This is a genomic window from Amycolatopsis sp. NBC_00345, assembly GCF_036116635.1.
Taxonomy (GTDB): domain Bacteria; phylum Actinomycetota; class Actinomycetes; order Mycobacteriales; family Pseudonocardiaceae; genus Amycolatopsis.
Genome location: NZ_CP107995.1, coordinates 10,039,366 through 10,056,671 on the forward strand (window position 1 = coordinate 10,039,366; position 17,306 = coordinate 10,056,671).

Sequence of the window (17,306 nt, forward strand, 5' to 3'; positions counted from 1 at the left end):
CCGCTGGGCCGCCGTCTCAGCGGGACGGCCACGGACGAAAGGAAATCTGCCGTGTCCGTCTGGCTCATCACCGGCATCTCGCGCGGCTTGGGACGTTCCCTCGCCCTCGCCGCGCTCCACCGCGGCCACACCGTGGTCGGCACCACGCGCACCGGCGCCACCGACCTCGACGTTCCGGGGAGACGTCTGCACGTGCTCCCACTGGAACTCACCGACCCCGGCCAGACGCGGTCCATCGCGACCCGCGCCCGAGAGTTGGCGGGCGGACTCGACGTCGTGGTCAACAACGCCGGCTACGGCCTGCTCGGGGCCGTCGAGGAAGCCACCGCCGAACAGGCTGCCCACGTGTTCGACGTCAACTTCTTCGGTCCGATGCGCATCATCCAGGCGGTACTGCCGCACCTGCGCGCGCAAGGGCACGGGCACCTGGTGAACATCGCCTCCATCGCGGCGCTGGACCCGCGGGCCGGATCAGGCCTCTACGCCGCGGCCAAAGCCGCCCTGGTCGCCGTTTCCGAAGCCCTGGCCGAGGAACTGGGCCCCCTCGGCATCGGCGTCACCGCGGTCGAGCCGGGCTCGTTCCGCACCGAGTTCCTCACGCCCGAATCCGTCCGGCGCACCTCGTCTCCCATCGACGATTACGCCGCCACCAGCGGTTTGTCCGTCTCCCACCTGGACACCATCAACGGCCACCAGCCGGGCGACCCCGATCGCGCGGCCCAGATCATCCTTGATGCCGTCAGCGGCGACCGGCCGCCGGAGCACCTCGTGCTCGGTGCTGACGCTCTCGACCGGACTCGGGCCAACGTCCACCGTCTACTCGACGACCTCAACACCTGGGAGACCGCCTCGGTCAGCACCGCCTTTTCGACCCACAGGTGACGACCACGGTTCACCCCGAGTAGCCCATCAGGACACGACTTCCCGCGTCCTGATGAGCGGAGCGTGGTCCAACGCGCTTGCCGAACTCGGGTTCAGCCGAGTTCGGCTCGGCGTCGCCGCAATTCGTCGATGGTCGCGTCGACCGTGTCCCGGTGCTGCTGGATCCGCCCGACGACCCGGTCGATCTCGGCGCGGATCTCGTCGGCTTCGCCGCGCTCGACCTCCACGTGATCGGGGTGGATCCGGGTCTGATCGCCGACCACCAGCGGCCGGTCGACGCGAGGGATGCGGGACATCCGGTTGTTGATGAAGTCGTCCAGCCCGTCCAGGCTGTCGTTGAGACGCTCGGTCCACGACAGCCGCCGGATGGCCTCTTTCTCGGGATCACGTTCGTTCCACGACGCGTCGGCCATGGTGCGGGTCAGCGCCTCGTCGGTGGCGCGGAAGTTCAGCAGCAGGCTGGTGATGGCGCGCCGAACCGGTTCCACGTCGCGCTGAGCTGATTCCTGTTGTCGCGAGGCGGCGGTCCAGTTCCGTTGGCCGCCTCGCCGTTTGTAGTGCTGCTGCATCGCCTGTTTGGAGCGTTCGCCGTAGATCGCGCCCAGCTGTTCCCACGTCCAGCCGCTGTCCATGATCGATTCGATCAGCACCCGCTCGGCCTGCTCGACGGCTTCGCGGGCCCAGGGCATCATCCGCAACGCGCTCAAGGATTCATCCACCTCGTCAACGTATCGATTGACGGCCTGTTACGTCAACCAATTCGTTGACGTCAGCTCGATCAGCACTGGGCGACCTCGGCGCGTTGCTGGCATCGCGGGCTTGTCGATCGAAGTTGACAGTGTGCTGTCATGTAGCTAGTTTGGTCGGACATGGCAGCACGCTGTCATGTTGCACTACGAATTCGGCTGTCCAATGTGGTCAACGCGGTAACTCGCGATTGGCTCGAACGTGGAGAGGAACCGCTTGTGCGGATTGGCATCGGACTTCCGAATCAGGTGCGCGACGTGAACACGTCGATCATTCCCCGCTGGGCGGCGCGGGCCGAGGAAGCGGGGTTTTCCACCCTCGCGTCGACTGGGCGCTACGCGTACCCGGGCGTGAGTGACACCGTCGCGCTGGCGGCCGCGGCGGGGGCGACCACGACGATCGGCCTGCTCAGCGCGGTCCTGCTGGCCCCGACGTGGCCGGGTGCCTTGCTGGCCAAGGAAATCGCGGGCATCGACGGTGTCTCCGGCGGCCGTCTCACGCTCGGCGTCGGAGTCGGGTCACGCGCGGACGAATTCACCGTGCCCGGGCACGGACTGCGTGGTCGCGGCGGGCGCTTGGAATCCGACCTGGCGACCTACCGCCACGTATGGGGTGGCGGGCTGGTCGGCGACGGGCCGAATCCGGCTGTGCCATCGGGAACCCGGCAGGTCCCCATGCTGTTCGGCGGCTACTCCGCGCCCACGCTGGACCGCATGGTGCGCTGGGGCGAGGGCTACATCGGCGGCTCGCTGCCGGTGACCATGACGGCGCCCAGCTTTGAGGCGGCGAAACGCGCCTGGCAGGAGGCAGGCCGCCAGGGAGTCCCGAAACTGGTCGTACTCGCCTACTTTGCATTGGGGGACAGCGAGACCGGCCGGGCGAACATCCGGGACTTCTACCGGATGGCGCCCGACGACATCGCCGGCAACGTGGTGCTCTGCACCGCCCCGGAAATGATCAGGCAGTCCATCAAGGACTACACCGCTCTCGGCGTCGACGAGATCATCTTCGTCCCCGCCACCGACGACCTCGACGAGGTCACCCGGCTCGCCGACATCGTCACCTGACCGTCGGCGGGCGCAGACCTTGGCATCCCGATTCTGCGCAAGCGGAAGGCCGGCGCAGAATCGGCGGAAAAGCCTTAATGTAGGTTCTCGCCGCTCGTGATCAGTCTCAAATTCTTGGCATTTCCTCGGCTGGTGAGCCTGCGGCTGCGGCGAGCGGGCAGCGTGGGCTGGTCTAGCCGCTTGTCCGAAGGTCCTCATCGCGGCATGACCGGACGGCCGAATGCGGAGCGGAGTTCGGGCTGGAACTCTGACGCGCCAGGTGCGGGGCCGTAGATCTTGACAACGCGCGACGCCCGAACGCCTGGCGCTGTAGCTCAGCAGCCGCTCGATCTACAACCCAGCAACGGCCTTGGCGAACCAATATGCTTCTGCTGCGGCGCAGGTCATCAGCTGCCACCAGGTGTCGCCGTGCTTCGCGGTTTCTTCGTCGTGCCCGCCCATCCGGCATCGAGCAGGGCGAAGATCTGGTCGAGTGCGGACTCGGCGTCATCCCGCCCTCGGACGAGGGTGACGGCTTCGAGGGCGAAATGGGCCAGCGCCTGGCAAGCGGCATCGCCTTCGGGCAGCCCGGTGTCGGCGGCGATCGCCGCGGCCAAGGCGTTCTCGTGGCGCAGCCACATGCGGCGAAAGTGCTCGCGCAGCGCGGGAGTGGTGTCGATCAGGCGGAGGAAGTCGGCGAGGCGCGGGTCGGTGCGGACCTGCCTGGAGCGCTCGTCGCGCAGCAGCTGGCGCAGCGCCTGAGGGATGGATTGTCCGGTGGGGCGGTCGCGGACAGCGGTGACGAGCGCGGCCTCGTGGTCGGCGTCCTGGTCGAAGACCAGTGCCTCCTTCCCGTCGGGGAAGTGCTTGAACAGGGTGGCCACCGAGACGTCGGCGGTGTCGGCGATCTCCCGTACGCCGACCGCGTCGTAGCCCCGCTCCAGGAACAGTTCCAGAGCGGCGTCGGCCAAGGCCTGGTGGGTGGCGGCCTTCTTGCGCTCGCGGCGCCCTGTCTCGGTCATGTCTCCACCCTAACCTCTGCGTTGAACAGACTCAAACATAGAACCGTTTTACTTTTTGAACAGTTCTACGTATGGTGTGAGGAGCCGGGCCGCCTGGCTCCGCACCCGTCGGCGACGAACACGCCGCCGCAGCACTCGTGGAAAGGACTCACCTCATGACGAACCCACCCCGTATCGCCATCGTCGGCGGCGGCCCCGCCGGCTTGATGTGCGCCCGCGTCCTGCAGGGACACGGCTTCCAGCCAGCGGTATACGACGCGGACACCGCCGTGGACTCCCGAGACCCGGGAGGAACGCTCGACCTGCACGCCGACGCCGGCCAGATCGCGTTGGAGGACGCCGGGCTGATGGACGCCTTCCGGGCTTTGGCCCGGGTGGAGGGCCAGGCCAAGAGCCGCCGCGACCAGCACGGCGCCGTCCTGGCCGAGTTCACCCCCGCCGAGGGTGACGAGGCCGCTCCCGAGATCGACCGCGGCCAGCTGCGGACCATGCTCCACGAGCACCTGAAGCCCGGCACCGTCCACTGGGGACACAAACTGGTGCGCGTGACCCCGCTCGGAGGCGGGGTGCACCGACTGGAGTTCGCCAACGGCGCCAGCGCGGAAGCCGACCTCGTCATCGGCGCCGATGGCGCGTGGTCGCCGGTTCGCCGACTGCTCACCGACGCGGTGCCGCAGTACCTCGGCGTCCACTTCCTCGACGCCCGATTCGACGACGTGGACACCCGGCACCCCGAGGTCGCCGCGATCGTGGGGGATGGTCACATGTTCTCCGCCGACGGCGACGGCCGCGCGGTGATCGTCCAGCGCAACAGCAACGGTGTGGTCCGCGGCTACGTAGCCTTCCGCGCCGAGCTCGACTGGCATGTCGCGGCCGGTGTGGACCTCACCGACCGCGAGGCCGTCCGGTCACATCTGCTGCGGGAGTTCAGCGGATGGTCCGCGGTCATGCGCCCGCTGATCACCGACAATGACGGCGACTACGTGCAGCGTAGCTTCTGGGCGCTGCCCGCTCCGCTGACCTGGGACCACGTCCCCGGTGTCACCCTGATCGGCGACGCCGCCCACCTGATGGCGCCCTTCGGTGGCCATGGCACGAATCTCGCGTTGCTCGATGGCGCGGAACTCGCGCACGCCATCAAGAAGGAGAGCAGTCTCGACGACGCGGTCGCGCGCTACGAGACAGAGATGTTCCCGCGCTCCGGTGAACTCGCCGTAAGCTCGAACACCGCGCTCACTCGGTTCTTCGCCACGACGTCCCCGGACGCGCCACACCTTCCCCCGGACCACGAGCGGGAACACCAGAACTACCAGACCAGGGCGGCGGAATACCGACGCCGGCAAGCCGAAGACGAGCAGTAGAAGACAAGCACCGCAAGCCGTAGCCAGGCCCCGGCGAAGGACCGGGCCTTCGGCGAACGACCGGTAAGCGGCAGATGAGGATGTTTCGGGACAAGGCCGGTGCTACGCGGTGGGTGGCGCGGAGTCCGTTATCCATCGCCGGCCCGCGGTCAGCATGATCACGATGGTGACCAGGGATGCCAGAACGACGTAGGACGAGAACGCGAGCGAGGAGCCAAAGGCCTCGTTGAGTGCGACCGCGACGAGCGGCGCCGTGCCGCCGAGTCCCGACGCTGCGAGGTTGTAGGACAGGCCGCCGGCACTGACGCGGAAGCGCGTGGGGAAGATCTGGCTGACCGCGAGCAGTGAGGGCACTGCCAGCACGCCCTTGGCCGCGCCCAGCAGGATCGTGCCGAGGTAGGCGCCGATCGGATTTGTGCCGGCGAGCAGGAAACCGGGCACGATCGCCACGGCCGCGAAGACGGCGGCGACGATGGTGGCGCGAGACAACCCCAGCCGGTCCACGAACGGCGCGAAGGCCAGAACGAACACCACCGCTACGGCGGCGGCTGTCGTGTTGGCGCCGTAGGCCTGGGCTTGTGAGAGTGCGTGGTTCTGTTCGAGGAAGGTCGCCAGGTAGGACGTCATGATGGCCGAGATGATCGACCACGTGCCGAGGAAGGCGACGAACAAGAGGATCTTGCGCCACGAGGTGCGGATCGCCTCGAGGACAGGTGAGGAGCGCAGCGTGGCCTTCTTCCGTTGTTGCTGTTTCAGCTGACGGAATTCCTCGCCGTCTTGAGTGTTCCGACGTACGTAGAGCCCGATCAGGCCCATCGGCAGCGACAGCCAGAACAGGATCCGCCAACCCCAGGCAGCCCAAGCGCCCGCCGGCATCACGGCCGACAGCCCGGTGGCCAGCAGCGTTCCGGACAGGAGACCGGCGAGAGTCAGTGCGCTCAGCATGCCGACCGCCTTGGCCTTCCCCCCGCGGGGAGCGTGCTCGTAGACGAAGGCGACGGCCGTGGCGTGTTCCCCACCAGTGCCGAGGGACTGGATCAGCCGGCAGAGCAGAAGAAGCAGTGGCGCGGCTGCGCCGATCGACGCGTAGGTCGGGATGAATCCGATCAACGCGGTCGCCGTGCAGGTGAGGACGATCGTGAACGTCAGGGACTTCGTCCGGCCGAGGCTGTCGGCGATGTGTCCGAAGACCACAGTCCCGAAAGGGCGGGTCAGATACGCGATCGCGAAGATCGCGTAGGTGCCGACGAGCGCCAAGGCACTGTCGCCCGCCGGAAAGAACTGTCGGGCGATCATAGTGGCGACCACGCCGTAGACGCCCCAGTCGTACCATTCCGCGAAATTGCCCACCGAGGCCGCGAAAATCATTCGCCGGCGTTCCCGGCCGCTGCGCACGGCCGGCGGATTCTCACCCGAGGGCTGCGTCCGTTCCGTGCGCGCGGCGGTGTCCATCGGCTGCTCCCTGATCGTCGTTGAGGGGAAGGGGGGCGGCGAGCCCGAGCTCGTCCGCGAGAGACTGAAGGTCGTGCGCGGTTCCCGGGGGGAGGGGGACACCGAATTCGGTCGCCTTGGCGAACCGCGCCCGTTCGGGATCGCCCGGTGCGAGAACCCGGTCGACATCGCGTGCGGGCTCGCTGCGGCGCACGTGTTCCGCGATGTCGGTGGCACGGCGCCGTACCGCGGTGGAGTCGCCGAACACTGCCGCGTCGAGGACCAGAAAGGCGTTGCCGACTGTGACGTCGGCATCGAAGTCGGGAGTGCCTGCCGAGGTGAACCCGGCGTGCCGGATATCGCGGGTCAGATGCGCGCCGGTCAGCCCGGAAGCCAGCATTTCGACCACCAGCGACAACGCCGCGCCTTTGTGCCCGCCGCTGGGCAGCACCCCACCGGCCAGCGCTGCCGTGGGGTCCTGGGTGGGCAGACCGTCGCGATCTACAGCCCACCCCACGGGCAGCTTCCGCCCTTCGGTCGCGAAGACCTTGATCCGCCCGCGCGAGCTGACCGACTGCGCCATGTCCATGACCAGCTCGGGCTCCTCGACCCCGGGGGCGGCGAAGGACATCGGGCTGTTGCCGATCCTCGGCCCGCGCCCGCCGAAGGGCACCACCGATGGTGACGTGCTGCTCATCGCGAAGGCCACGAAGCCGTGCTGGGCGGCGCGCCGGGTGAAGAACGCCGCCGCCCCGAAGTGCGCCACACGCGTCACACCGCCGAAGGCGACCCCTGTCTCCCGAGCTTTGGCCATGAGCCGGTCGATCATGCGGACACCGACGGGAACCCCGAACCCCCGGTCCGCGTCGACGAGCACCGCCGACTGCGTCTCCGAGAGAATTTCCTCCTGCGGCACGGGATTGACCTGCCCGGCTCTGAGCTGGGCGACGTAGGCCGACAGGCGCGTCAGCCCGTGCGTGGCCACCCCCGTCGCGTCGGCCTCGACGAGTGAACGGGCCAAGAGCCGTGCGTCATCCGGTCGCATCCTCGTGGTCTGGAGGACGTCGCGGGCAAAGTCGCTCAGCACGCCGAGGTCGTAACGAGGCACTTCCGAAGTGCCGACCGTCGCGTTCATGAGCGCCTCTTGCAGAACAGCCGCTGCCCGGCGTCGAGCAGTTGCACGTCGGAGTCGGCGAAGTCCGCGTAGTGCACGATGATCGCCTCTTGCGTTTGCGGGATCACCGACGAGTGCGGTGTGTGCGCGATGACCGCGTGGACGAGGTCCTCGTCCATCCCGGCTTCGAGCATCCAATGTGCTCCCAGGAAGCCGTGCTGGAATCGCTTCCCCGTCGTGGACCACCGCCCGCCCCCCTCGGGGGCCGGCTCGAATTCGTAGATCTTGCAGACGTCGTGCAGGAGCGCGATCGCCAGTACCGCGTCACGGTCCACCGATACGCCGTGCAACTCCGTGACCGTGTCGGCCATCTGCGCCGACATCCTGGCCACCGCCCGGGAGTGCACGGTCAGGGTCCGGTGGCTCGGCAGGTCGACCGATTTCGGCACGTCGGACAGCCGCTCCCAGGCGCTGGAGCGCCAGGCCCGCGTCCAGATTCCCAGGACGCTGTCGCGAAGGTCCTCCCTGGCGATCTCGTCGACTTCGGGAAGCAGCTCGCGGACGAGGTCCGCGGTGATGTGAGCTTGAGACATGAGCACCAATCTGTCGCCACTTTGCGAGTTCGAGGCGACAATATGCCGACCTAAGCGCTGTTGGCAAGCAATCTGGCGACAGATTGTGGTTTGGTGGCGCGCTGCCAGGTCGCCGAAGAACGGGATACAGTGCGGTCATGCACGCGCAGGAACCGGCTGGGCCGGGCACCCCGGCGGGGATCACCGAGGCGCTGGCGCGCTCGCACAGCCTCGCCGGGCACGGTGAGCTGGTCCGGGACATGGCGACCGCGCTGGCCAGGGAAATCATCGAGGGCCGGCTGCCCAGCGGGTACCAGCTGACCTCGGCCGAACTTGGCAGGCGATTCGGCACGAGCCGAACCCCCGTGCGGGAAGCGCTCGGGGTGCTGCAACGCGAGGGCCTCGTGGAGATCGAGCCCCGGCGTCGCCCCCGAGTGGCGACACTTTCCCTGACCGAGGTCCGCGATCTCTACGAGATCCGCGCGGGCCTCTACGCCCTGATCGCCGGTGCGGTGGCCGAACGGGCGGCCGAGGACGAGATCTTGCTGCTGGACCAGCCGCTGGCCCGGCTGCGGGAAGCCCGGGATACCGGCGAGGTTCAGGCGTACTTCTACGCCACCGTGGACTTCCGCCGGGTCGAGGCCGCCATCTGCCCCAATCGCCGGGTCGGTCTCCTCATGGACTCCCTCGGACTGCGGATCTACCGCTTGCGCAGCTTCGGCCTGTCGCTCCCGGGCCGGTTGGAAGTCTCGTGCCGAGACTACAGCTACCTCGTCGACGCCTACCGGGCACGAGACCGCGACCTCGCCGAAGCAGTGACCCGCTCGTTGATGTCGAAGGCACTCGCCGCGATCGAGAAACACTGGAGCCGCCTCACCGAACCATTGCCCGCCACAGGCCTCCGTCCAGTATCGGTTTCCCCGGCTTGAGCATGGCTCCCATCCGGTCATCGGCAGTAGCGGATGTTCACGTGACCGGGATTGGGCCGAATATCTTCGGGTCTTGTCTTAAGGCGCGTGGGACAGGGAGATCGGTTCCTACGAGGTGGGGCGTGCAAGAAGGTGGTCGCTGAGTTCGATCGTTGCCAGGTACCACCAGAAATCCAGTCCAGGAAGACTGGGTCGTAGTCGCGTTGCTGCTTCAGGTCTTGGTGCCGTAGGGCGAAGTTGTTGGCGATGTCGAAGAGTGCGCCTTCGTCTTTCTTGACGAGATTGTCCTTCAGGAGTTGGCGGCGCTCCTCGATGATCCCGGCCAGTACGAGGATGGCGGACCGCTTGTCGTGCTCGGTCGATCCGCGCGCACGGTACAAGGCGATGCCGTGACGAACCCGGTCGGATGTGCGACCGGGCGGCTGGTTCGCAAGACGCGTGACAAGATCGGCCCGGGCGTCGTCGGTAACGGCGACGAGCCGTCCGATGTCCTCGCCGTCGTCGGCCAGCCTCAAGCCCAGGTCGCTACGGGCGAGAAGCTGGTTAACCCGCCACCTGTAGAGCGCTCTGCCCGGTTCAAACGCGAACTGCGAGTAGTGCCAGCCACAGCCGCCGTAGCTGTGAAACGAGATAGACGAGTTCTTCACGACCTGGCAGTCGAAGCCGGACCGACGCCGATAAGCCGTTTGAATCAGCTGTCATGTTGCTCCCTGCCGCAGGTGAGCTGCCCGACGACCTTCAGAGCTACACCTCAGCGTCAACTCGCTTGCTCATTGACGGCGCGTCGCGGACTCCCACTCGAACGACCCAACGGGCGTGGAAGAATGGTCAATCCCAGTTTTCGTGGCACTAGTGCCATTTCAGTGCCAATATCTTTGGGAAAGTGTCATCGATTTTGGGACCCTACAGGAATGGTGATCCAGAGTTTCCGCAGCACTTGAGCAAATGCTCACGCAGTGCTCAAGTGTATGCGGAAATGCTCAAATCGACGCGGAAACTACAGGGGTTACGCGGTCGGCCGTCCTGCGCCCGCGTAGTCGTCGCCCGGCTTGCGGTACGGGTGGACCTGCACGGCCTGGCCCGTCTGCGGCGCGTCGATCATCTGCTGGTTGCCGATGTAGAGGCCGACGTGGTGGATCTTCGTGGCGGGCTCGCCGTAGAAGATCAGGTCGCCCAGCTGCGGTTCGTTCACGTGCGGGACGCTGCGGAACTGCGTGTCGGCCGTGCGCATGAGCTTGACGCCCGCGCTGCTGTACGCGGCCGTGGTCAGGCCGGAACAGTCGAAGCCCGGGTCGGCGTCGCCGGTGCCGTTGCCGCCCCAGACGTAGGGCAGGCCGATCTGGTCGATGGCGAAGTCGACCGCGCTCAGCACCGCGGGGTTGGGGGCCTGGCTGCCCTGCCCGACGGTGCCGTAGACGTTTGTCGTCGCCAGCGTGCGGTGCAGGAAGAGCGGCGCCGTCTGCAGGGAGCTGACGGCGTTCCACCAGTCCTTCGACAGGTCGCGCCCGTCGGCGCAGAGGGCTCGCCCGGTGGTGAGGGCGGCGTCGTCGACGTTCTGCAGGTCGGGCTTGCCGCCGGACGTGCTGCGCTGCCACTTCGCCCAGATCGCCGGCGACAGCTGCATCGGGCCGGACGCGTTCGCCGTCGAGACGACGCGGTTGTAGAAGTCGCGGACCTCGACGGTGCCCAGGGGGTTCGCGAGGGTGCCGTCGGGGCTGAGGTGGTCACCTTGCGCGCGGCCGTGGTCACTGGTCACCTTGCCGACGGCGGCGAGGGTGATCCACGAAAGGTGGCAACCGGGCTGTTCCTTGCTCAGCGTGACGGTCGCTTCCGCGTAGCCGGTCATCGCCCGCAACGGAATGTCGAGCCACTGGCTGGTCCGCGAAGCCCACGCGTCGAACTCGCTCGCCTTCGGCACATTCGGCTGCGTGGGCACGCTGCTGCTCGACGGCGGCGCGGTCGCCAACGGCGGAGGCGACGTCGGCGCCGTAGGGGCGACGGCCGCGGTATTGGCCGTCTGCTGGCTGCCGGGCGCGAACTGCACCGCAACGACCAGCGCCGCGACGGCCACGACAACCGCCGCGAGGACGACCACGGTGCGCCGATGCCTCGGGCGTCGCACGCCAGTGACTTCGCCGTCGCCACCAACCGGCGAAGGCTCCTGTGCAGCCGGCTGACCAGCGGACGCCTCGCCCCACGACGGCGATCCCCCCAGCGCCGCGGGCGGCCCCGGCTGCGAGGGCGGCGCCGAACCGAACAAGGGCGCCGCGCCGGGGTGAATGTCAGGTTCCTGACTTGACGCTGGCAATGCGGGCGTGGCGACAGATTGTGCGTCAGGTTCCTGACTCGACGCTGGCGGCGATGTGAGTGCGGCAGCAGCCTGTATGTCAGGTTCCTGACTTGGTGTGGTCGGCGATGAGGGGATGACCGCGGGCTCTGTGTCAGGTTCCTGACTTGGCCGCGCGACCCCGGCGCCCGGCTGGGTGCCAGCCCCTGGCTCTGCCGCCTTCGCCGAGTGGACGGCTTCCGAAGCGGCTCCCGTTGGCTCGGCTTTCGCCGAGATGGCGTCGCCTGAACGAGCCTCCGCCGAGCCGGTTCCCGCCGATTCAGCCTCCGCCGAGCCGGTGTCCGTTGATCCGGTGTCCGCCGGACCAGCGTCCGTCGGGCCAGCGTTCGCTGATCCAGTGCCCGCCGATCCAGTGACCGCCGAACCAAAGTCCGTCGAATCAGCGCCCGCTGGACCAGCCTCCGTCGATCCAGCGTCCGTCGACCCAGCCTCGTCCTCCGGCGACGAGCCCGGCGCCGCTCCCGTAGCCATCAACGGGCCCCGGCGAGTCTCGACAGGACGAACTCGCGCAGGCCGTCCAGGTCAGTGTCCGTGGCGACCTCGATCCGGCGCCCCGGTGCCGACTCGGGGTCGGCGAGGGCGGGGCGGCGGTCGACCAGGGTCATGCCGCGGGCGGGGCCCGCGCTGATGTCGACGTTCACCGAGTACGTCTCCGTCCGGAGGATGCCCGGGCTGATGGCTTCGGCGACGGCGACGGCGTCGTGCATCACGATCCCGTCGTAGCCCAGCACGCGGCGGTAGTAGGCGAGGTAGTCGGGCGTGAAGGCCTCCAGCGCCTGACCGAGCGGCCCCGAAGCCGCGAGCTTCGCCAGCCACGCGCTGTCGACGGCGCACCGGTGCGTGAGGTCGAGCGGGACCACGACGCACGGCACGTCGTCCTCGGCGAGGACGCGCCGCGCCGCCTCCGGGTCGGCCCAGATGTTGAACTCGGCCGCGGCCGTGACGTTGCCGCGGTCCATCCCGCCGCCCATCAGCACGATGCGCGCGATCTTGTCGCGGACCCCCGGATGCGCGGCCAGCAGCGCGGCGATGTTCGTGAGCGGCCCGATCGGCGCGATCGTCACCGGCTCGTCCGCCGCCTCCAGCAGCGAGACCATCAGGCTGACAGCGTCCTGCGACTCCAGCGGTCGCGTCGCCTCGGGCAGCGAGCCGGCGCGCCCGGACAGTCCGTCGGCGCCGTGGACGTTGCCGTTGCGCTCGTTGCGGTAGACGAACGGCCGCGACGCGCCGGCCGCGACCGGGACGTCCGGGCGGTCGCACAGCTGCAGGAGACGGCGGGCGTTGACGGTGGTCATGGCCAGCGGGACGTTGCCGAAGACGGTCGTCACCCCCAGCAGGTCGACGTCGGCGGAGACCGCCGCCAGCGCGATCGCGAAAGCGTCGTCGACACCCGGGTCGGTGTCGATGATCAGCTTGGTCCCCATCCGTGCTCCCCTTGCCTGTGGCGGGCGTCCACACACAGGTTACGGTCAATGGCATGACGTCGATGTGGGGTGCGCCCGCGCTGTCCCGCGTGCGCGCCTGGCGGCGGGCCCGGCGCGACCCGCACCAGGCGAAGTTCGTGACGGCCGACTCGCTGCGCTGGATCGTGCGCAACCGCGCGTACACGCCGTGGTACCTGGTGCGGTACTACCGGCTCCTGAAGTTCCGCCTGGCCAACCCGCACATCATCCTGCGCGGCATGGTGTTCCTGGGCAAGGACGTCGAGATCCACTGCCGCCCCGGCTACGGCCGGCTGGAGATCGGCCGCTGGGTGCACATCGGCGACGGGAACGCGATCCGCTGTCACGAGGGGTCCCTTCGCATCGGCGACAAGTCGGTGTTCGGCAGGCAGAACGTGATCAACTGCTACCTGGACATCGAGCTCGGCGCGGCCACGCTCGTCGCCGACTGGGTGTACATCTGCGACTTCGACCACGTCACCGCCGACATCCACGTGCCGATCAAGGACCAGGGCATCGTCAAGTCGCCGGTGCGCATCGGGCCGGACACCTGGCTCGGCACGAAGGTGAGCGTGCTCAAGGGCACGCGCATCGGCCGCGGCTGTGTGATGGGCGCGCACGCCGTGGTCCGCGGCGACATCCCGGAGTACTCGATCGCGGTCGGCTCGCCGGCCCGCGTGGTGCGTAACCGCCAGGACGACTACGCCGCCGACGCCGCCCGCCGCGAGGCCGTCGCCGACATGGCCCGCAAGGCGAACAAGGCCTTGCAGAAGACCCTCGGCGAGAACTGACGGGCGTTGTCGCCGCCCACCGGCGAGAGCTTGGTGGGCACTATTGCCGCTCAGCGGCGAGAGCTGGTGGACGGTGTTGCCACCGGACGTTGTCGCCGCCCAGTGGCTAGTAGCTGGCGGGCACCGTTGCCGCTCAGCGGCCAGAGCTGGCGGGCACCGTTGCCGCTCAGCGGCCAGAGCTGACGGACGTCGTTGCCGTCCAGCGGCGAAAGCCGCTGAACAGCATTGCCGCTCAGCGGCGAAAACCAGCATGCCCCGTCGCCGCTCAGTGGCGAATCCATGTCTGCACTGGTCAGACCACCCGTGCCGCCGACCGGGGATGGGCGCCGGCGGCACGGGGACAGGTCACTCCTCGAACGTGATCTCCGGCGGCGGCCGGCGGAACCCGTGGGTCAGGAACGTCAGGTAGACGATCCCGATCGCCAGCCACACCAGGCCGAACACCAGCGCGATGCCGTCGAGGTTGATCAGTAGCCACAGGTCGACGATGGCGCCGATCGCGGGGGCGACCAGCCACGTCAGCACGTTGCGCCGCGTCGTGTTCCGGTCGCGGATCCACGTGGCGATCACGCTGACATTGACCATCGTGAAGGCCGTGAACGCGCCGAAGTTGATGAAGGACGTCGACGTGGTCACGTCCAGTGCCAGCGCGATCAGCCCCACCAGCCCGGTCAGCCCGATGGCGAACGCGGGGGTGTGCAGCTTCGGCTGGAGCCGGCCGAAGATCCGCGGCAGCACCCCGTCGCGGCCCATCGCGAACATCAGCCGCGACGCGCTGGCCTGCGCGGCGATGCCGGACGCGAACTGCGCGACGACGAGGCCGGCCAGGAAGAAACTGGCGAAGAGGTTGCCGCCGATGTGCGTCGCGATCTCGAACGCCGCGGACGACTCGTCGTTGAACGTGCTGCCCGGGTGCACCAGCTGGGTGAAGTAGGCGAGCACGACGAAGATGCCGCCGCCGATCAGCGCGGTCAGCAGGATCGCGCGCGGGATGGTGCGCCGCGGCTCGATGGTCTCCTCGGTGAGCGTCGTGACGGCGTCGAAGCCGAGGAACGAGTACGTCGCCAGCGCGGCGCCGCCCGAAATCGTCGCGAACGTGCTGCCCGGGTGGAAGAACGGGTCGCCGCTGGCGAGCGAATGCCCGTCGGAGACCACCTGCGAGATCGAGAGCACCACGAAGAACGCGATCACCAGGATCTGGAACGCCATCAGGACGAAGTTGGCCTTCTCGGCGATCTTGATGCCGAGCACGTTCAGCACGGTGGTGAGCACGATGAACGCGATCAGCCACAGCCAGCTGGGCACGGCCGGGAACTGCGCGGACAGGTACGCGCCGCCGATCAGCCAGATCACCATCGGCAGGAAGAAGTAGTCGAGCAGCACCGCCCAGCCCACGAGGAAGCCGAGCCGGGAATCGATGGCCTTGCGCACGTACGTGTAAGCGGACCCGGCGACCGGATGGGTGGCGGCCATCTTGCCGTAGCTCGCCGCGGTGAAGAGCATCGCGACCAGCGCCAGGATGTACGCCGAGGGGACCGTGCCCCCGGTCGTCGTCGCGACGACGCCGAACGTGCCGAGCACGATCAGCGGCGCCATGTACGCGAGTCCGAAGAGGACGACGCCGGGCAGTCCCAGCCGTCGTTCCAAAGTGGCCCTGGGGGCCGTGCTCGCCGTGCTCATCGGGCTCCTTCTTGTCGCGGACGCCACCGGTCCGGCTCGATCCGGCCTTGGTAGAGCGGCAGTTCCAGCGGCGCGTCGGCCGCCGTGAACTGGTCCCACATCCGGTTGACGCCCGCCGTGCCCTCTCGCCGGACGCGGGCGACCTCGTCCAGGTCGATCGTGCGCGCGAGCACGCCGGACTCGTCGCCCGGCAGCTCGTCGAGCACGATGCCCTCGGGGTCGACCAGGATGCTGTCTCCTACCCCGACGGGACCGGCGGTATTCACACTCGCGACGAAGACCTGGTTGGTGATCGCGTTCGCGCGCGCGAGCACGAGTTCCTGCACGCGGTCGCGCGTCGTGGTCTGCACGGGGTTGAGCACGAGCTCCGCGCCGAGCCACGCGAGGTGGCGGGCGACCTCGGGGAACCAGGCGTCGTAACAGATGGAGAAGCCCAGACGGCCGACGCCGGCGAGGTCGGCGACCACGAAGCGGTCACCCGGGTCGTACGGCTCGTACGGCCGCCACGGGAAGATCTTGCGGTAGCTGCCGGCCAGCTCGCCGCCGGGGGAGAAGACGAGTGCGGTGTTGAAGAGCTCACCGTTGCCGCCGCGTTCGCAGACGCTGCCCGGGGCGAGCCAGACGCCGAGGTCGCCGGCCAGCTGCGCCAGCTCACGGGTGCGTGGTCCGTCCAACGGCTGCGCGGCGGCGTTCAGCTGCTCCGTGCGTTCTTCGGCCGTGCCCTCGACGCCGCAGAGGTGCAGTTCCGGAAACGCGACCAGACGGGTTTCGGGGTGATCGGCCAGCAGGGCGCGAACCTCGCCTGCGTACGCCTGCACGGTGTCGGTGTACGGGCGCGGCGGCAGCTGGGCGAGCGCGATCGGCAGCGGGCGGGACATGGGCGAAAAGTAGTCCATCTCGCACACTCAAACAAGAGTGTTCATTTTGAGCAGTTTTGTGCGCTATCGTCGACTCATGGCTGCCGACCTGCGCGCGCCCGCGTTGACGGGCATCCGGCGCCTGTCCGCGCTCGACACCGTCCGGGCCCGCATCGCGCTCGCGATCGAGCTCGGCCTGCTCGGACCGGGGGAGCGGTTGCCCCCGAACGGCGAGATCGCGCGGGCGCTGGGCGTCGGCGCCATCACCGTGCGGCGGGCGCTGGTGTCGCTGTGCGAGGACGGGGTGCTCGAACGCCGTCGCGGCCGTAACGGCGGCACCCTCGTCGCCGTTGACGCGCCCTCGGGCCGGGTCGGCGAGATCAAGGCGTACGAGGAGTCGACGGCCGAGGTGCGGGAGCTGATCGACCACCGCCTGGTGCTGGAGTCGGGTCTGGCCCAGCTGGTGGCCATGCGTCGCCCGGACGAGTCGATCGACCGGCTCCGCGACCTCGTCCACCGCATGGACGCCGCGACGGGCTGGGCCGAGTTCCACGACCTCGACGCCGAGTTCCACCTGGCCGTGGCCGCCGCGGGTGCGCCGGCGCCGGCGGTGAAGCAGTACGGACAGGTGCTGCGCGAGCTGTACCGCTTCTACCTGCCCTATCCGATGCAGGCGTTGCGGATGTCCAACCGGGAGCACGAACTGCTCCTCCAGGCCCTCGCCGACGGTGAGCCGGAGACCGCCGCGCTCGTGACGCGCGCGCACGTGGGCGAACTCCACCGGACGATGTTCGTCGGGCTGGGTCGCTGAAACCGGTGGTGTGTCAGGTTCCTGTCACACGAGTTCGCCGGAGCCCGATCCTGCGGCTTCGCTCGTGGTGTCAGGCCCGTGAGCCGTGAGCCGGCGGCTTGACTCGTGGGCGTCCGGTTCGGGTTTCGGGTTGGTGAGTCCGAGGCTCACGGCGCGGTCAGACTGTCGTCGTCGGTCTCCAGATTCCGGACGATGGCCCGGAGCGCGCCCCTTGTCAGGATCCTGACAAGAGTTGCCCGCGATGCTGCTTTGCCCCCCGCGATATTTCCCCGCG

Annotated in this window: 16 protein-coding genes; 6 read left to right on the plus strand and 10 right to left on the minus strand. The window is 68.6% G+C overall.

The window, feature by feature from the left end:
• The first annotated feature begins 51 nt into the window (after positions 1 to 51).
• A complete protein-coding gene (locus tag OG943_RS45920; RefSeq protein WP_328607146.1) occupies positions 52 to 882 on the plus strand; it encodes an SDR family NAD(P)-dependent oxidoreductase in 831 nt (276 codons plus the stop codon).
• A gap of 92 nt (positions 883 to 974) precedes the next feature.
• On the opposite strand, the gene OG943_RS45925 is transcribed toward OG943_RS45920, so the two are convergent.
• Positions 975 to 1,601 carry a hypothetical protein gene (locus tag OG943_RS45925; RefSeq protein ID WP_328607147.1) on the minus strand — a complete coding sequence of 209 codons (627 nt, stop codon included), beginning with the start codon at positions 1,599 to 1,601 and terminating at the stop codon, positions 975 to 977.
• A gap of 285 nt (positions 1,602 to 1,886) precedes the next feature.
• On the opposite strand from OG943_RS45925, the gene OG943_RS45930 reads away from it, so the two are divergent.
• Entirely contained in the window at positions 1,887 to 2,696 is an 810-nt protein-coding gene (locus OG943_RS45930) for an LLM class flavin-dependent oxidoreductase (RefSeq protein WP_328607148.1), read from the plus strand.
• A 386-nt stretch (positions 2,697 to 3,082) separates the two neighbouring features.
• Here OG943_RS45930 and OG943_RS45935 read toward each other — a convergent pair whose 3' ends face one another.
• Positions 3,083 to 3,697, minus strand: coding sequence for a TetR/AcrR family transcriptional regulator (locus OG943_RS45935; RefSeq protein ID WP_328607149.1), 615 nt, complete (start codon positions 3,695 to 3,697; stop codon positions 3,083 to 3,085).
• Between the two features lie 155 nt (positions 3,698 to 3,852).
• Between OG943_RS45935 and OG943_RS45940 the strand changes: the two genes are divergently transcribed.
• Positions 3,853 to 5,058 carry an FAD-dependent oxidoreductase gene (locus OG943_RS45940; protein ID WP_328607150.1) on the plus strand — a complete coding sequence of 402 codons (1,206 nt, stop codon included), beginning with the start codon at positions 3,853 to 3,855 and terminating at the stop codon, positions 5,056 to 5,058.
• Positions 5,059 to 5,160: 102 nt separating this feature from the next.
• On the opposite strand, the gene OG943_RS45945 is transcribed toward OG943_RS45940, so the two are convergent.
• Genes OG943_RS45945 through OG943_RS45955 form a run of 3 tightly spaced genes read right to left on the minus strand, consistent with a single transcriptional unit; the run spans position 5,161 to position 8,196 of the window.
• A complete protein-coding gene (locus tag OG943_RS45945) occupies positions 5,161 to 6,510 on the minus strand; it encodes an MFS transporter (protein WP_328607151.1) in 1,350 nt (449 codons plus the stop codon).
• On the minus strand, positions 6,467 to 7,624 hold the full coding sequence (locus OG943_RS45950; RefSeq protein ID WP_328607152.1) for an Ldh family oxidoreductase: 1,158 nt from the start codon (positions 7,622 to 7,624) through the stop codon (positions 6,467 to 6,469). Before OG943_RS45950 ends, OG943_RS45945 begins: the two co-directional genes overlap by 44 nt.
• Positions 7,621 to 8,196 (minus strand): HD domain-containing protein, encoded by a 576-nt coding sequence (locus OG943_RS45955; protein ID WP_328607153.1) that lies wholly within the window; start codon positions 8,194 to 8,196, stop codon positions 7,621 to 7,623. The genes OG943_RS45950 and OG943_RS45955 overlap by 4 nt, the downstream gene beginning before the upstream one ends.
• Positions 8,197 to 8,333: 137 nt before the next feature.
• On the opposite strand from OG943_RS45955, the gene OG943_RS45960 reads away from it, so the two are divergent.
• Positions 8,334 to 9,104, plus strand: a complete 771-nt coding sequence (locus tag OG943_RS45960; RefSeq protein WP_328607154.1) for a GntR family transcriptional regulator — start codon at positions 8,334 to 8,336, stop codon at positions 9,102 to 9,104.
• Between the two features lie 17 nt (positions 9,105 to 9,121).
• On the opposite strand, the gene OG943_RS45965 is transcribed toward OG943_RS45960, so the two are convergent.
• From OG943_RS45965 to OG943_RS45975, 3 genes are all read right to left on the minus strand, one after another.
• Positions 9,122 to 9,751 (minus strand): hypothetical protein, encoded by a 630-nt coding sequence (locus OG943_RS45965; RefSeq protein ID WP_328607155.1) that lies wholly within the window; start codon positions 9,749 to 9,751, stop codon positions 9,122 to 9,124.
• A gap of 359 nt (positions 9,752 to 10,110) precedes the next feature.
• Positions 10,111 to 11,199 carry a C40 family peptidase gene (locus OG943_RS45970; protein WP_328612348.1) on the minus strand — a complete coding sequence of 363 codons (1,089 nt, stop codon included), beginning with the start codon at positions 11,197 to 11,199 and terminating at the stop codon, positions 10,111 to 10,113.
• A gap of 722 nt (positions 11,200 to 11,921) precedes the next feature.
• Positions 11,922 to 12,875, minus strand: coding sequence for a nucleoside hydrolase (locus OG943_RS45975; protein ID WP_328607156.1), 954 nt, complete (start codon positions 12,873 to 12,875; stop codon positions 11,922 to 11,924).
• Between the two features lie 53 nt (positions 12,876 to 12,928).
• Here OG943_RS45975 and OG943_RS45980 point away from each other — a divergent pair, with 53 nt between their 5' ends.
• The gene (locus tag OG943_RS45980) at positions 12,929 to 13,684 is read left to right on the plus strand and encodes an acyltransferase (RefSeq protein ID WP_328607157.1); all 756 of its coding nucleotides are present in this window, start codon (positions 12,929 to 12,931) and stop codon (positions 13,682 to 13,684) included.
• Positions 13,685 to 14,029: 345 nt separating this feature from the next.
• On the opposite strand, the gene OG943_RS45985 is transcribed toward OG943_RS45980, so the two are convergent.
• Together OG943_RS45985 and OG943_RS45990 are read right to left on the minus strand one after the other, a co-directional pair.
• Entirely contained in the window at positions 14,030 to 15,364 is a 1,335-nt protein-coding gene (locus OG943_RS45985; RefSeq protein WP_328607158.1) for an APC family permease, read from the minus strand.
• On the minus strand, positions 15,361 to 16,242 hold the full coding sequence (locus tag OG943_RS45990) for a carbon-nitrogen hydrolase family protein (protein WP_328607159.1): 882 nt from the start codon (positions 16,240 to 16,242) through the stop codon (positions 15,361 to 15,363). The genes OG943_RS45985 and OG943_RS45990 overlap by 4 nt, the downstream gene beginning before the upstream one ends.
• Before the next feature lie 76 nt (positions 16,243 to 16,318).
• Between OG943_RS45990 and OG943_RS45995 the strand changes: the two genes are divergently transcribed.
• Entirely contained in the window at positions 16,319 to 17,032 is a 714-nt protein-coding gene (locus tag OG943_RS45995; RefSeq protein WP_328607160.1) for a FadR/GntR family transcriptional regulator, read from the plus strand.
• The last annotated feature ends 274 nt before the right edge of the window (positions 17,033 to 17,306 follow it).

Coding starts and splice junctions, on each gene's coding strand:
- OG943_RS45985 (WP_328607158.1), bottom strand. CDS start 15,364: ATGAGCACGGCGAGCACGGCCCCCAGGGCCACTTTGGAACGACGGCTG.
- OG943_RS45940 (WP_328607150.1), top strand. CDS start 3,853: ATGACGAACCCACCCCGTATCGCCATCGTCGGCGGCGGCCCCGCCGGC.
- OG943_RS45945 (WP_328607151.1), bottom strand. CDS start 6,510: ATGGACACCGCCGCGCGCACGGAACGGACGCAGCCCTCGGGTGAGAAT.
- OG943_RS45995 (WP_328607160.1), top strand. CDS start 16,319: ATGGCTGCCGACCTGCGCGCGCCCGCGTTGACGGGCATCCGGCGCCTG.
- OG943_RS45975 (WP_328607156.1), bottom strand. CDS start 12,875: ATGGGGACCAAGCTGATCATCGACACCGACCCGGGTGTCGACGACGCT.
- OG943_RS45980 (WP_328607157.1), top strand. CDS start 12,929: ATGACGTCGATGTGGGGTGCGCCCGCGCTGTCCCGCGTGCGCGCCTGG.
- OG943_RS45950 (WP_328607152.1), bottom strand. CDS start 7,624: ATGAACGCGACGGTCGGCACTTCGGAAGTGCCTCGTTACGACCTCGGC.
- OG943_RS45990 (WP_328607159.1), bottom strand. CDS start 16,242: ATGTCCCGCCCGCTGCCGATCGCGCTCGCCCAGCTGCCGCCGCGCCCG.
- OG943_RS45955 (WP_328607153.1), bottom strand. CDS start 8,196: ATGTCTCAAGCTCACATCACCGCGGACCTCGTCCGCGAGCTGCTTCCC.
- OG943_RS45960 (WP_328607154.1), top strand. CDS start 8,334: ATGCACGCGCAGGAACCGGCTGGGCCGGGCACCCCGGCGGGGATCACC.
- OG943_RS45935 (WP_328607149.1), bottom strand. CDS start 3,697: ATGACCGAGACAGGGCGCCGCGAGCGCAAGAAGGCCGCCACCCACCAG.